Below are 13,948 nucleotides of genomic sequence, written 5' to 3'. Positions count from 1 at the left end.
ACGAGAGCAGCCATGGCCGAGTTTTCACTCCCCAAGAATTCCAAGATCACGAAGGGCAAGCACTTCCCCGTCAAGAACGGCGGCAAGAACGTGCGCACCTTCAAGATCTACCGCTGGAGTCCGGACGACGACAGCAACCCGCGCACCGATACCTATGAAGTCGATCTGGACGCCTGTGGCCCGATGGTCCTGGACGCCCTGATCAAGATCAAGAACGAGATCGACCCGACCCTGACCTTCCGCCGTTCCTGCCGCGAAGGTATCTGTGGTTCGTGCGCGATGAACATCGACGGCACCAACACCCTGGCCTGCACCCGAGCCATCTCGGACTGCGGCAAGAAGGAAGTGCCGATCTACCCGCTGCCGCACATGAACGTGGTCAAGGATCTGGTTCCGGACCTGACCCACTTCTACGCGCAGTACGCCTCGATCAAGCCGTGGATCCGCACCCAGACCCCGGCACCGCCGGACCGCGAGCGCCTGCAGTCGCCGGAAGACCGCAAGAAGCTCGACGGCCTGTACGAGTGCATCCTGTGCGCCTGCTGCTCGACCAGCTGCCCGAGCTACTGGTGGAACGGCGAGCGTTACCTGGGCCCGGCGATCCTGCTGCAGGCCTATCGCTGGATCATCGACTCGCGCGATGAGGACACCGGCGCGCGCCTGGACGATCTGGAAGATCCGTTCAAGCTGTACCGCTGCCACACCATCATGAACTGCGCCCGGACCTGCCCGAAGGGCCTGAACCCGGCGCTGGCGATCGCCGAGATCAAGAAGCTGATGATGGAGCGCCGCGCCTGATACAGGCCTGGCAGTACCCGGTGGAGCCACGTCACGTGAGGCTGCACCACCCAGTAGAGCCACGCCATGCGTGGCTTTGCTGTATCTGGAGAAGCACGATGGAAGACGATGTCCTGCTGAAGAAGCTGCGCTGGCGCTGCCGCCGCGGCATGCGCGAACTGGACCAGCTGTTCGGCCGCTACCTGGACCGTGAGTGGAGCACTGCACCGACCGGAGAGCGCGAGGTTTTCCTGTTCCTGCTCGACTGCGAGGACGATAAGTTGTGGCGCTGGTTCATGGGCTATGAGGCCTGCCCGCATGCGCACGCGATCCCCCTCATGCAGAAGATCCTCGCCCTCAAGCCTTGAGTGGCGCCCCTCGCGGCTGCAGGCCGCCGCCCAGTTGGCGGTGCTGCTGGCCGCGCCCTGGTTGTTGCGCGCCTCGGATCTGCCTGCGCGGTTGCTGATGCCCGCGCTGCTGCTGGCCTGGGGCGTCGGCTTGGCCGAACTGGCCTGGCGCCAGCGCAGGCCGCGCGTGCAGGTGCTTCTGCCTCCGCTTCCCGAGGCATTGCAGGTGGCCGGACGGGATGTCGATACGCCACGGCTGGTGGTGCGTGGCCCATGGTTGTTGTTGCTGTGGCGGGAGGATCGGCGCCGCCGGCGCCTGCTGTTCTGGCCGGATGTGCTCGATTCAGGGCAGCGACGTGAACTGCGACTGGCCGTGGCCACACGCAGCGTTTCCCGTCGGCCCCGGTCAATGGCACCATAAGCTGAATTGACCGGCGTGCCTGCATGTTCAAACCCATTCCCGTGGCCATCGGCCTGCGCTACCTGCGCGCCAAGCGCCGCAACGGCTTCATCTCCTTCATCTCGATGGCATCGATCCTGGGCATCGCGCTCGGCGTTACGGTGCTGATCACCACCCTGGCGGTGATGAGCGGTTTCCAGAAGGAAATCCGCAGCCGCCTGCTGCAGATGACCGCCCATACCACCATCAGCCGCGATGGCGAGCCGATGCCGGACTGGATGCGGGTGGTTGATGTCGCCCGCAAGGATCCGCGCGTGGCGGGTGCCGCGCCGTACATCGAGATCCAATCGATGATCAGCGGCCCGCGCGTGCAGGGCGCGATCATCCAGGGCATCGATCCGGCGCTGGAGCCGAACGTCTCGGTGATCGACAGGAAGGTCACCAAGGGCAGCTATGACAGCCTCAAGCCGGGCAGCTTCAACCTGCTGCTGGGCAAGGAGCTGGCGATCTGGCTGGGCGTGGACGTTGGCGACCAGGTGCTGGTGACCTTTGCCGAAGTGCAGGGCACGCCGGCCGGTGCGGTGCCACGGATGAAGCGCTTCACCGTCAGCGGCATCTTCGAGGCCGGGTACAACGAGGTCGATCGCGGCGTCGGCTTCGCCAACATGCAGGACCTGGAGCGTGTTCTGCGCAGTGACGGCGCCACCGGCGTGCGGCTGAAGCTGCACGACATGGACCGTTCGCTGGAAGTGGGCGTGGACCTGGCGCAGAGCCTCGGCGGTGCCTACCGCGTGAGTGACTGGACGCAGCAGAACGCCAACCTCTACCACTCGCTGCGCATGGAGAAGGTGGTGATGGGCATCCTGCTGTCGCTGATCATCGCCATGGGGGCCTTCAACCTGGTGTCCTCGCAGGTGATGCTGGTGACCGACAAGCAGGCCGACATTGCCATCCTGCGCACCCTGGGCCTGACCCCGGGCGGGGTGATGCAGGTGTTCATGGTGCAGGGCTCGTTGATCGGCATCTTCGGCACGCTGGCCGGCCTGATCGGCGGCATCACCCTGACCCTCAACCTGGAACGCATCCTCGGCGCCATCGAGAGCGTGTTCAACGTCAAGCTGCTGCCGGAGGATGTCTATTACATCACCGGCCTGCCGACCGACATGCAGACCGGCGACGTGGTGGCGATCACCGTGGTCGCGCTGCTGATGAGCTTCCTGGCCACCCTGTATCCCGCCTGGCGGGCAGCACGCACCCAGCCGGCGGAGGCCCTGCGTTATGAATAAGGTCGTCAACCGCGGCGATGAAGTGATCCGCGCCGAGGCGCTGGGCAAGACCTATGCCGAAGGGCGCATGCAGACCCCGGTGTTCGATGGGCTGGACCTGACCGTGACTGCTGGCGAGACGGTGGCGATCATCGGTGCCTCCGGTGCCGGCAAGAGCACGCTGCTGCACCTGCTGGGCGGCCTGGACATTCCGACTGCCGGCGAAGTGTATGTGACCGGCCAGCGCATGTCGGCGCTGTCGGATACCGCGCGCGGCCTGCTGCGCAACCAGGCGCTGGGCTTCGTCTACCAGTTCCATCACCTGCTGCCGGAGTTCACCGCGCTGGAAAACGTGATGATGCCGGTGCTGCTGGCCGGCACCGCCGTGGCCGAGGCGAGCAGCCGGGCCACCACGCTGCTGGAAGCGGTCGGCCTCGGCCATCGCCTGGACCACAAGCCGGGCGAGCTGTCCGGCGGCGAACGCCAACGTGCCGCAGTGGCGCGCGCGCTGGTCAATCATCCGGCCTGCGTGCTCGGCGACGAGCCGACCGGTAACCTGGATGACCGCACTGCCGGCACCGTGTTCGAGCTGATGCTGGAACTCAACCGCGCGCGTCATACCAGCCTGGTGCTGGTGACCCACGACCGCAGCCTGGCACGGCGCCTGGACCGGGTGCTGGAGCTACGCGAAGGGCGCCTGCACGCACTGGCCCACGCCGACGTCTGAGCGCTGGGACCGCTCTGGTAGAGGCCGGCCTTGGTCGGCTGCTCCTGCAGGGCAAGCGCCAACCAGGTTGGCGTCTACCGTGGTCCGGCCAGTAGCCGCCGACCGGCGGCTGAATGGGGCGCGAGCCGTCGCGCCGGCGTTGCCAGCCCAGGCGCATGATGGCGACAGTTCCCCGAGGAGATCGCCATGAAGACCCCGATCCTGATGGCCGGACTCTGCCTGGCACTGGCCGCCTGTGCGACCACCGGCCGGCTCAGCAGTACCGAGAAACTGGATCTGTACCGTGCCCACGCCGGCGCGCCGCAGAATGACATGCAGTTCTTTGGCAGCCTCAATGGCTGGACCGAGCTGGGCGACAGTGCGCTGGCGGTGTGGACCCGTCCCAGCGAAGCCTATCTGCTGGAGTTGAATGGCCCCTGCCAGGACCTGCCATATGCGACCGCCATCGGCCTGACCAGCAGCATGGGCCGTGTGTCGTCGCGCTTTGACAAAGTGCTGGTGCGCGACCCCACCGGCGGCCCGCGCCTGCCGTGCTTCATCAACAGCATCCGCAAGCTGGATGTGAAGGCGCTGCGCGCGTCCGAGCAGGAGCTGCGCCAGGCGCAGGTGCAGGAGCGCGAGGAAAACGCGAAATAGCGCGGTAGTCCCGGCCGCTGGCCGGCATCGCGCAGATGCCAGATTGCCGGCCAGCGGCCTGCACGACCTGCCTGTCAGGCTTCCGGGGTGAAGCCGGCCGGCTTTTCCGCGTCCTTCTCGAACAGGAACTTGACCAGTTCGCCTTCAAGGAACGCACGATGTTCCGGCGTGCGCGGCGACAGCCGGTTCTCGTTGATCAGCATGGTCTGGTGGGCCAGCCACGCGGCCCAGGCCTGCTTGCCGATGTTGTTGAAGATGCGCTGGCCCAGCTCGCCGGGGTAGGGCACGAAGTCCAGGCCCTCGGCATCGCGTTGTTCGTACTGGCAGAAGACGGTTCGGGGCATGGCATTCACTCGTGGTTGCGGGGTTTGCTGGAATTTCGTTTCGGCGTCTTGATCGTGGCGCCGTCGAGCAGTTTGCGGATCGGTGCCGGCAGGCCCAATGCGGGTAGCTCGTCGTTGGCGACCCAGCGCAGCGTGGGTTCTTCCACGCGCAGGCCGCGCACCTTCCGTGACAGTACCTGCAGGTGCAGCCTGTAGTGGCTGAAGGTGTGCTGCAGCACCGGCAGTTCCTCTGCATCTTCCAGCGAGCCGTCGACATGTGCGTCGAACCAGTCCTGCAGGTCGCTGCCGGCCTCGGCCTGCGGCAGCGTCCACAGCTGCGCCCAGATGCCGGTGTCCGGCCGCTTCTGCAGCAGCACGCGCTGCTGGGCGTCGCGCAGCAGCAGTGCAACTGCTTCGCGTTCGGGCAGGGTCTTGCTGGGCTTGGGCGTGGGCAGTTCAGCGGTGCGGCCTTCGCGCCGCGCCACGCATGCGTCCTGCAGCGGGCAGATCACGCAGGCCGGCTTGGCCCGGCTGCATACCGTCGCGCCCAGGTCCATCTGCGCCTGGGTGTAATCGGCCATGCGCCCGGCCGGCACCTGCGTGACGTGCGCGTCGGCAATCGCCCACAGTTGTTTCTCGATGGCCGGCAGGCCGGGGAAGCCGTCGATGCCGTGATAGCGGCTGAGTACGCGCTTGACGTTGCCGTCGAGAATCGCGAGCGGGTCGTTCCAGGCTTGGCTGAGGATCGCGCCAGCGGTGCTGCGGCCGATGCCGGGCAGGGCATGCAGTGCATCGAAATCGCGCGGCAGGTCGCCGTCGTGCAGTTCCACGCAGCGCTTTGCCGCGGCATGCAGGTTTCGTGCGCGGGCGTAGTAGCCGAGCCCGGCCCACTGCGCCATCACTGCGTCATTGCTGGCGGCAGCGAGGTCGGGCAGGGTCGGGAAGTGCTGCAGGAACCGCTGGAAGTACGGGATGACCGTGGCCACCTGGGTCTGCTGCAGCATGATTTCCGACAGCCAGACCCGATAGGGGCTGCGCGGGTGCTGCCAGGGCAGGTCATGGCGACCGTGGTCGTCGAACCAGTGCAGCAGGCGGGCGACGAAGTCGTCTTCCTTGGCAGTGTCGGCGCTGGCGTGCGGCTGGCGGGGCATGAGTGTTCCGGAAGGAGGCAGCCACCCATGGGGTGGCTCTACCAGATCGCAGTAGAGCCACGCCATGCGTGGCTGCACGGTGTATCAGGCGCCCAATGCTTCGGGCAGCAGGGCGTCGACGAAGGCTTCCGGGTCGAACACGCGCAGGTCTTCCGGGCGCTCGCCAATGCCGGCGAAGCGGATCGGAATGCCGAACTCGCGGGCCAGTGCGAATACCACGCCGCCCTTGGCGGTGCCGTCCAGCTTGGTCACCACCAGGCCGGTCACGTTCACTGCGGCATTGAACTGGCGCAGCTGCGACAGCGCGTTCTGGCCGGTGGTGCCGTCGATCACCATCAGCACTTCGTGCGGGGCGGTGGGATCGATCTTGCCGAGCACGCGGCGGATCTTGCCCAGCTCGTTCATCAGGCCTGACTGGGTGTGCAGGCGGCCGGCGGTATCGGCGATCAGCACCGAGGTGCCGCGGGCCTTGCCGGCCTGCAGTGCGTCGAATGCCACCGAAGCGGCATCGGCGTTCTGCCCCTGCGCGACCACGGCCACGCCGTTGCGCTCGCCCCAGGCCTGCAGCTGGGCCACGGCGGCGGCGCGGAAGGTATCGCCGGCAGCCAGCATCAGGCTGTGGCCGTCATCCTTGAAGCGCTTGGCCAGCTTGCCGATGGTGGTGGTTTTGCCGACGCCGTTGACGCCGACGGTGAGCACCACGAAGGGCTTGGCGTTGCGGTCGATCACCAGCGGCTTGGCCACCGGCTGCAGGATTGCGATCAGCTCGGCGCGCAGCGCGGCCAGCAGCGCATTGGCGTCGGCGAACTCGCGCGACTTCATGCGCTTGCGCAGGCCCTCGACCAGATCGGTGGTGGCGCCCACACCGACGTCGGCGGTGATCAGGGCGGTTTCCAGCTCGTCCAGCAGATCGTCGTCGAGCTTGGGGTTGCGCGAGAACAGGCCGCCGAAGCTGCGCGCGATGACGCTGTTGCGCAGGCGTTCGCGCCAGCCGGGCTTGCCGGCGGGCGCCGGAAGGGCATCCACCAGCGCCGGCAGATCGGTGGCCGGGGCGGTTGGTTCCTCGACCGGAATGACCGGAGCCAGAGGAGCCAGCACAGCGGCCGCGGCGAGCGTTTCAGCCTGGACGTCCTCGGGCGCAATGGCCGGCTGCGCAGCTGGCACGGCAGGCACTTCGGCGACGGGGGGCTGTACGGCGACGGTGGCCGGTTCCGGTGCCTTGGCTTCGACCACCGCGGCGGTGGGTGCGTCTTCGGCCGGGGCGGCCGGCGGGAACGCCGCCGCCAGCTCTTCAGCCGAGTAGTGCTGGGTCTTGGGCGCCTCCGTGGTGGGGGCATCCTGGGGCTTCTTGCGGCGGAAAAAACTGAGCATTGGCAAAAGGCGCTGAAATCAGAGGGATATGCTACCACTCGGGCCTGTCGGGCCGATGTGGACTCAAGATCGCGGCCGGCCGGCCGCTAACCGGTCCGGAGGGTTGCGCGGAGCGGCCCGGAGACCGCCATGAACAACGTGATGGGAATCGCCCTAGGCGGCATGCGTGCGGCCCAGCAGGGCGTGCAGGTTGCAGCGCACAACGTGGCCAATCTGGCGACCCCCGATGCGCAGCGCCTGCAGTTGCAGCGCGGTGCCACTGGACAGGGCGGGGTGCAGGCCTCGGTGACTGCCGCCGGCGTCGATGTCGGTGCACTGCTGGGAGATCTGCTGGCGGCGAAAGCCGAGGTAGTGGCCTTCGCCGCCAATGCCTCGGTGATCCGCCGACACGATCAGATGCTGGGCTCGCTGCTGGATCGGGAGACCTGAGCAACACCGCTTTGGCCGGTGCCAACCGCTGCCCCTGGCAGGTGCCAACCTTGGTCGGCACTCATGGAGCAGTCGAGCATGGCTCGACTCTACAAATGCGCGTGAACCAGGGTTGGCCTCCATCGGGACGCTGCCCGGCACCCGATCTGTCGATCAGGCCGACAACTCCAGCAGCAGCTTGTTCAGGCGCGCCACATAGGCACCCGGGTCCTTCAGGCTGTCACCGGCGGCCAGTGCGGCCTGGTCGAACAGCACCCGGCCGAGGTCGTCGAAGCGCGCGCCATCGGCTTCGGCGTCGAGCTTGGCGATCAGCGGATGGCCCGGGTTGATCTCCAGCACCGGCTTGCTGTCCGGCACCTTCTGCCCGCTGGCTTCCAGGATCTGGCGCATCTGCAGGCCCAGGTCCTGCTCGCCGATGGCCAGCACCGCCGGCGAATCGGTCAGGCGGTGCGACACGCGCACCTCGGCCACTTCGTCACCCAGGACCGTCTTGAGCCGCTCGACCAGGCCCTGCTTGTCCTTTGCTGCCGCTTCCTGTGCCTGCTTGTCCGCATCGGTTTCCAGTGCGCCCAGGTCGAGATCGCCACGGGCGATGTCGACGAAGCCCTTACCGTCGAAATCGGTCAGGTAGCCCATCAGCCACTCGTCGATGCGGTCGGTCAGCAGCAGCACTTCCACGCCCTTCTTGCGGAACACTTCCAGGTGCGGGCTGTTGCGTACCTGGCTGTAGCTCTCGCCGGTGAGGTAGTAGATCTTGTCCTGGCCTTCGGTCATGCGGCCGATGTAATCGGCCAGCGACACGCTCTGCGCATCGCCGTCGCCGCGGGTGGAGGCGAAGCGCAGCAGGCCGGCCACCTTCTCGCGGTTGTTGTAGTCCTCGGCCGGGCCTTCCTTCAGCACCTGGCCGAACTCCTTCCAGAACGTGGCGTACTGCTCGGGCTTGTCGGTGGCCAGCTTCTCCAGCATGTCCAGCGAACGCTTGGTCAGCGCCGATTTCATCGAATCGATGACCGGGCCGGACTGCAGGATCTCGCGCGAGACGTTCAGCGACAGGTCGTTGGAATCGACCACGCCCTTGATGAAGCGCAGGTACAGCGGCAGGAACTGCTCGGCCTGGTCCATCACGAACACGCGCTGCACGTACAGTTTCAGGCCCTTGGGCGCATCGCGGTGGTACAGGTCGAACGGCGCGCGGCCGGGCACGTACAGCAGCGAGGTGTACTCCAGCTTGCCCTCGACCTTGTTGTGGCTCCACGCCAGCGGGTCGCTATGGTCGTGCGCTACGTGCTTGTAGAACTCGGTGTACTCGGCGTCGCTGATCTCGGTGCGCGGGCGGGTCCACAGCGCGCTGGCGCGGTTGACGGTCTCCCACTCGACGGCGGTGCCTTCTTCGCCACCTTCCTTCGGCATCTGGATCGGCAGACCGATATGGTCCGAGTACTTCTTGAGGATGCTGCGCAGGCGCCAGCCATCGGCGAAGTCGTGCTCGCCGTCCTTCAGGTGCAGCACGATGCGGGTACCGCGCTCGGCCTTGTCGACGGTGGCCACTTCGAAATCGCCTTCGCCACGCGAGCTCCAACGCACGCCTTCGGCTGCAGCCAGGCCGGCGCGGCGCGAGGTCACTTCCACTTCGTCAGCGACGATGAAAGCGCTGTAGAAGCCGACGCCGAACTGGCCGATCAGCTGCGAATCCTTCTTCTGGTCGCCGGACAGCTGCCGCAGGAAGTCGCCGGTGCCGGACTTGGCGATGGTGCCGAGGTGGGCGATGGCTTCGGCGCGGCTCATGCCAATGCCGTTGTCTTCGATGGTGATGGTGTGGGCGGCGGCGTCGAAGCTGACGCGCACGCGCAGCTCGCTGTCGCCTTCCAGCAGCGCCGGCTGGGTCAGGGCCTCGAAGCGCAGCTTGTCGGCGGCGTCGGCAGCGTTGGAGACCAGCTCGCGCAGGAAGATTTCCTTGTTGGAGTACAGCGAGTGGATCATCAGCTGCAGCAGCTGCTTGACTTCGGTCTGGAAGCCAAGGGTTTCGGTCTGGGTGGTCTCGGTCATCGATAGGGCTCCATGTGCAATGCCGCGCCAGCGCGTGCGGCCTCGCCAAGGGGTAGGGATGATTGTCCCGAAATCAAGGGGCTGGTCGGCAGGGCTTGCAGCCCTGCACCTGCAGAGGCAACAGCAACAGCAACAGCAACAGCGGGCATTGCGTGGGATGGCGGGGCGGTGTGGGTTGGCAGGACACGCCGTAAACCCGTCCATGGGGGCTCGATGGCGCCATCCATGGCGCCAACGGTCCTGCCAACCCACACCGCCCCGCCTCTGACAGGTTCACTCGGCTGTTGGTAGGTGCCGACCGTTGGTCGGTACATCTGTCAGATATCGAATGAATTCATTTGTGCCGACCAACGGTCGGCACCCACGAGAGCAGAAAGCCGTTCCGACAGATCGCAGGAAACTGTCGAAGGCGGGGTGGGTCAGGTTGTGGGGGTGTCCGCGGCATGGATGCCGCGGCCAAGCCCCCATGGACGGGTTTACGGCGTCCCCCACAACCTGACCCGCCCCGCCAACCCACAGGAAACCAGCTTTTGAAGTTGCTTCGGCCGTTGCTTCGGACTCTGCGGGTGCCGGGCAAAGCCCGGCCGAACTACAATCCCACTCATGCTGAAATTCTTGAATACCTCCCGCCGGGGGCGCCAATGAGCGGCCGTGGGGGCAACGACGGGCAGGTCCGCATCATCGGCGGTCGCTGGCGCAATACCCGCCTGCCGGTGCCGACCCTGCCGGGACTGCGGCCCAGCAGCGATCGTGTGCGCGAAACCCTGTTCAACTGGCTGATGCCCAAGCTCGGCGGGGCCCGTGTGCTGGACCTGTTCGCCGGCAGCGGCGCATTGGGCCTGGAAGCGGTCTCGCGCGGTGCCGCCCACGCCACCCTGGTCGAGCGCGATGCGCAGCTGGGACGCAACCTGACCGCCGCCGTCGCCAAGCTGCAGGCCAGCGACCAGATCAGCGTCGTGCAGGCCGATGCCCTGCGCTGGCTGCAGGGTGCGCCCGCGCAGCAGGCCGATCTGGTGTTCATCGACCCGCCGTTCGCCGATGGCCTGTGGCAGGACGTGCTGGCCCAGCTGCCGCGGCACCTGGCCGCCGACGCCTGGCTGTACCTGGAGTCGCCGGCCGGCCACGTGCCGGTGCTGCCGCAGGGCTGGCTGCTGCACCGCGAGGGCGGCACCCGTGAGGTGCGCTTTGCCCTGTACCGCCGTGCCACTGCTACACTTTGACCTCATCTGAACATCTGCTACCGCCCATGACCGTGGCCAACCGCCGCATCGCCGTCTATCCCGGCACGTTCGACCCGATCACCAACGGTCACATCGACCTTGTGAGCCGGGCCGCGCCGCTGTTCGAAAAGGTCGTGGTCGGCGTGGCGCAGAGCCCGTCGAAGGGCCCGGCGCTGCCGCTGGAACAGCGCGTGCAGCTGGCGCGTGGCGCCCTGGCCCACCATGGCAATGTCGAAGTCATCGGCTTCGATACCCTGCTGGCCCATTTCGTACGTTCGGTCCAGGGCGGGGTGCTGCTGCGCGGCCTGCGCGCGGTGTCCGACTTCGAGTACGAGTTCCAGATGGCCAGCATGAACCGCCACCTGATCCCCGAGGTCGAGACCCTGTTCCTGACCCCGGCCGAGCAGCACAGCTTCATTTCGTCCTCGCTGGTCCGCGAGATCGCGCGCCTGGGCGGCGACGTGTCCGGTTTCGTGCCGGCCGCGGTGCTCGAAGCCCTGCGCAAGGTCCGCGAAGCGAAGGCGGCACAGTCGTAAGCCCGCCGTACCTGCACCCCATTACGTACAACACCACGCACCATTCCGGGAGGAAATCCATGAACACCACCATGCGCGCGATGCTGATCGCTTCGTTGGCCCTGGCCTTCACCGCCTGCAAGAAGGAAGAGGCCGCTCCGGTCGACGAGGCCAAGCAGGCCCTGGTCGCCCCGGCCAAGGACGACGATGCAGGCTGGAAGAAGTACCTGCAGGAAGTGGCCATCCAGAACATGGGCAACATCACCAACAGCCCGTTCCTGTATTACCTCTCGCCGGAATCGGACCCGGACTTCCAGGCCAAGTACGAGCGCCAGACCGAGAGCGCGACCCAGGCCGTGGCCCGTGGCGTGCAGCCGGGCAACATGCTGGCCTTCGGTTCGTCGGCCTCGGGCAAGATGGCTGACATGATCCAGGCCGTGTTCAAGGACGTTTCGCCGGATTCGATGAAGGGCGTGCGCGTCGTCTTCATCGGCCAGTCGGCCGACAACGCCCGCGTGCAGGCTGCGATCCAGCCGACCGGTGCCGAGTACATTTTCGTCGAAGCCAAGTAATACCGAGCCATGGCGGCCATGCTCCGGCATGGCCCGGGCGGCGTCCTGCCAGGGCGCCGCTGATGACCTGACCGGCCCGCGCGCCCGCGCTGGCCGGTCCTTTGTCCCAAGGCGCGGGCGAGGAGTATCGCCATGTCGCTGAAAATCAACGAGCTCTGCGTCAACTGCGACGTCTGCGAGCCGGCCTGCCCGAACCAGGCCATTGCGATGGGTGAAACCATCTACGTGATCGACCCTGCGCGCTGCACCGAATGCGTGGGTCATTTCGACGAGCCACAGTGCGTGGTCGTCTGCCCGGTCGAGTGCATCGACCCGGATCCGGAGATCGTGGAAACGGAAGACCAGCTGCTGGCCAAGCTGCGCCAGCTGCAGCACGATCACCCCGAACTCTATGCGGAGCCCCCATCCGAATGAAGACGCTGATCGTCCGCCCCCTGTTGCTGCTCGGCCTGCTGCTGAGCCCGATGGCCTGGGCCGACAGCCCGGCCCGTGCCGAGCGCCCCGACGGCGCAGCCATTGCCAGCGGCCACGCGCTGGCCACCCAGGCCGGTATCGATATCCTGGCGCAGGGCGGCAACGCCTTCGACGCTGCGGTGGCGGTCTCGTCCACGCTGGCGGTGGTCGAGCCGATCAGTTCCGGACTCGGCGGCGGCGGCTTCTTCCTTCTGCACGACGCGGCCACCGGCAAGGACGTGATGCTGGATGCACGCGAGACCGCACCGGCGGCGGCCACGCCGCAGGCCTTCCTCGACAAGCAGGGCAACCTGGACCGCGACCGCTCGGTCAACGGTGCGTGGTCGGCGGGTATTCCCGGCCTGCCCGCAGCGCTGGTCGAACTGTCGGCCCGGCACGGCAAGCTGCCGTTGTCGGCCTCGCTGCAGCCGGCGATCCGCATCGCACGCGAAGGCTTCCCGGTGTACGACCGCATGGCCAAGGGCTACGCGTCGCGCCGTGAAGTGATGGAGCGCTATCCCGGCACGCGTGAAGTCTATCTGCGCAACGGCAAGCCGATCGCCAGCGGTGACCTGTTCAAGCAGCCGGAGCTGGCGCAGACGCTGGAGCGCCTGGCCGCTGGAGGTTTCGACGGCTTCTACAAGGGCCAGACCGGAAAGCTGTTGCTGGCGGGCGTCAAGCAGGCCGGCGGCAAGTGGACCGCCGAAGAGCTGGCCGGCTATCGCGTGAAGCAGCGCGAGCCGATCGTGTTCAACTACAACGGCTGGAAGATCACCACCGCGCCGCCGCCGTCGTCCGGTGGCATTGCGCTGGCCAGCATGCTGCAGATCCTGGAAGGCTGGGACATCAGGAAGATGGATCCGGCGCACCGTACCCACCTGGTGGTGGAGTCGATGCGTCGTGCCTACCGCGACCGTACGTTCTTCCTCGGCGATCCGGACTTCGTGCAGATCCCGCAGAAGGTGCTGACCAGCAAGGACTACGCACAGGGCCTGCGTGCGACCATCCATCCAGAGAAGGCCACGCCCAGCGACCTGCTGTCGGGCAACCCGACGCCGCTGGAAGACGACGAGACCACGCACTTCTCGATCATCGACCGCGACGGCAACCGCGTCGGCGCCACCCAGACCGTCAACCTGCTGTACGGCTCGGGGCTCATTCCCAAGGGCACCGGTGTGCTGCTGAACAACGAGATGGACGATTTCGCGCTGAAGCCGGGTACGCCCAATGCCTTCGGCGTGATGGGCTACGAGGCCAATGCGCCGAAGCCGGGCAAGCGCATGCTCAGCTCGATGACGCCGACCTTCATGGAAAACAGCGACAAGGTGATCGTGCTGGGCACCCCGGGTGGCAGCCGCATCATCACCATGGTGCTGCTGGGCATCCTCGGCTACGACGCTGGCCTGGACGCGCAGCAGGTTGCCGCGCTGCCGCGCTACCACCACCAGTGGCTGCCGGACCTGATCGAAGCCGAGGATGATGCGTTCGACGCGGCGACGGTGAAGCAGCTGCAGGCGATGGGCCACAGGATCGACCTGCCGGGCGATGTCGCCGCCGGCGGTCGCGGTTCCAGCCACGTGTGGGGCAACCTGCAGACCGTGGAATGGGACCGCAAGGCGAACAAGCTGTTCGGTGGCAGCGACCCGCGCAATCCGGTGGGCAGTGCCCAGGTCGTGCCGGCCCACTGATGTGGTGGTGCCGGCCACTGGCCGGCAA

At 66.9% G+C, this 13,948-nt stretch carries 16 protein-coding genes; 12 read left to right on the top strand and 4 right to left on the bottom strand.

The window, feature by feature from the left end:
• Window positions 1-12 precede the first annotated feature (12 nt).
• The 6 genes from A7X97_RS02635 (at window position 13) to A7X97_RS02610 (ending at window position 4,152) form a co-directional block, all read left to right on the top strand.
• The gene (locus tag A7X97_RS02635; protein WP_005409079.1) at window positions 13-798 is read left to right on the top strand and encodes a succinate dehydrogenase iron-sulfur subunit; all 786 of its coding nucleotides are present in this window, start codon (window positions 13-15) and stop codon (window positions 796-798) included.
• 98 nt (window positions 799-896) lie between these two features.
• Window positions 897-1,145: an FAD assembly factor SdhE gene (locus A7X97_RS02630; RefSeq protein ID WP_049413478.1), complete on the top strand. Its 249-nt coding sequence runs from the start codon at window positions 897-899 to the stop codon at window positions 1,143-1,145.
• Entirely contained in the window at window positions 1,096-1,545 is a 450-nt protein-coding gene (locus tag A7X97_RS02625; RefSeq protein WP_072168330.1) for a hypothetical protein, read from the top strand. The genes A7X97_RS02630 and A7X97_RS02625 overlap by 50 nt, the downstream gene beginning before the upstream one ends.
• 23 nt (window positions 1,546-1,568) lie before the next feature.
• Window positions 1,569-2,810, top strand: a complete 1,242-nt coding sequence (locus tag A7X97_RS02620) for a lipoprotein-releasing ABC transporter permease subunit (RefSeq protein WP_005416136.1) — start codon at window positions 1,569-1,571, stop codon at window positions 2,808-2,810.
• Complete coding sequence (gene lolD, locus A7X97_RS02615) at window positions 2,803-3,516, top strand: lipoprotein-releasing ABC transporter ATP-binding protein LolD (RefSeq protein WP_032954095.1); 714 nt, start codon at window positions 2,803-2,805, stop codon at window positions 3,514-3,516. The genes A7X97_RS02620 and lolD overlap by 8 nt, the downstream gene beginning before the upstream one ends.
• A gap of 186 nt (window positions 3,517-3,702) precedes the next feature.
• A complete protein-coding gene (locus A7X97_RS02610; protein WP_065195830.1) occupies window positions 3,703-4,152 on the top strand; it encodes a DUF6491 family protein in 450 nt (149 codons plus the stop codon).
• A gap of 74 nt (window positions 4,153-4,226) precedes the next feature.
• Here the strand turns inward: A7X97_RS02610 and A7X97_RS02605 are convergent, their stop codons facing one another.
• The 3 genes from A7X97_RS02605 to ftsY all read right to left on the bottom strand — a co-directional run bounded on the left by A7X97_RS02605 (window position 4,227) and on the right by ftsY (window position 6,997).
• Window positions 4,227-4,496, bottom strand: a complete 270-nt coding sequence (locus A7X97_RS02605; protein WP_014036808.1) for an oxidative damage protection protein — start codon at window positions 4,494-4,496, stop codon at window positions 4,227-4,229.
• A 5-nt stretch (window positions 4,497-4,501) separates the two neighbouring features.
• Complete coding sequence (mutY, locus tag A7X97_RS02600) at window positions 4,502-5,626, bottom strand: A/G-specific adenine glycosylase (RefSeq protein ID WP_088496297.1); 1,125 nt, start codon at window positions 5,624-5,626, stop codon at window positions 4,502-4,504.
• 84 nt (window positions 5,627-5,710) lie between these two features.
• Window positions 5,711-6,997, bottom strand: a complete 1,287-nt coding sequence (gene ftsY, locus A7X97_RS02595) for a signal recognition particle-docking protein FtsY (protein WP_111007574.1) — start codon at window positions 6,995-6,997, stop codon at window positions 5,711-5,713.
• Window positions 6,998-7,126: 129 nt separating this feature from the next.
• On the opposite strand from ftsY, the gene A7X97_RS02590 reads away from it, so the two are divergent.
• Entirely contained in the window at window positions 7,127-7,426 is a 300-nt protein-coding gene (locus A7X97_RS02590) for a hypothetical protein (RefSeq protein WP_088496299.1), read from the top strand.
• A 153-nt stretch (window positions 7,427-7,579) separates the two neighbouring features.
• On the opposite strand, the gene htpG is transcribed toward A7X97_RS02590, so the two are convergent.
• On the bottom strand, window positions 7,580-9,472 hold the full coding sequence (gene htpG, locus A7X97_RS02585; RefSeq protein WP_088496300.1) for a molecular chaperone HtpG: 1,893 nt from the start codon (window positions 9,470-9,472) through the stop codon (window positions 7,580-7,582).
• A 641-nt stretch (window positions 9,473-10,113) separates the two neighbouring features.
• Here htpG and rsmD point away from each other — a divergent pair.
• The 5 genes from rsmD (at window position 10,114) to ggt (ending at window position 13,920) form a co-directional block, all read left to right on the top strand.
• A complete protein-coding gene (gene rsmD, locus A7X97_RS02575) occupies window positions 10,114-10,692 on the top strand; it encodes a 16S rRNA (guanine(966)-N(2))-methyltransferase RsmD (RefSeq protein WP_072168325.1) in 579 nt (192 codons plus the stop codon).
• 26 nt (window positions 10,693-10,718) lie between these two features.
• Window positions 10,719-11,228, top strand: coding sequence for a pantetheine-phosphate adenylyltransferase (gene coaD, locus A7X97_RS02570; RefSeq protein ID WP_005416145.1), 510 nt, complete (start codon window positions 10,719-10,721; stop codon window positions 11,226-11,228).
• A gap of 59 nt (window positions 11,229-11,287) precedes the next feature.
• On the top strand, window positions 11,288-11,779 hold the full coding sequence (locus tag A7X97_RS02565; protein ID WP_005409092.1) for a hypothetical protein: 492 nt from the start codon (window positions 11,288-11,290) through the stop codon (window positions 11,777-11,779).
• Between the two features lie 132 nt (window positions 11,780-11,911).
• Window positions 11,912-12,193, top strand: a complete 282-nt coding sequence (locus A7X97_RS02560) for a YfhL family 4Fe-4S dicluster ferredoxin (protein WP_004153175.1) — start codon at window positions 11,912-11,914, stop codon at window positions 12,191-12,193.
• The gene (ggt, locus tag A7X97_RS02555; RefSeq protein WP_072168324.1) at window positions 12,190-13,920 is read left to right on the top strand and encodes a gamma-glutamyltransferase; all 1,731 of its coding nucleotides are present in this window, start codon (window positions 12,190-12,192) and stop codon (window positions 13,918-13,920) included. The genes A7X97_RS02560 and ggt overlap by 4 nt, the downstream gene beginning before the upstream one ends.
• Window positions 13,921-13,948: the final 28 nt, after the last annotated feature.

The organism is Stenotrophomonas sepilia (assembly GCF_003244875.1).
Taxonomy (GTDB): domain Bacteria; phylum Pseudomonadota; class Gammaproteobacteria; order Xanthomonadales; family Xanthomonadaceae; genus Stenotrophomonas; species Stenotrophomonas sepilia.
This window is presented reverse-complemented; position numbering and strand designations above follow the sequence as displayed.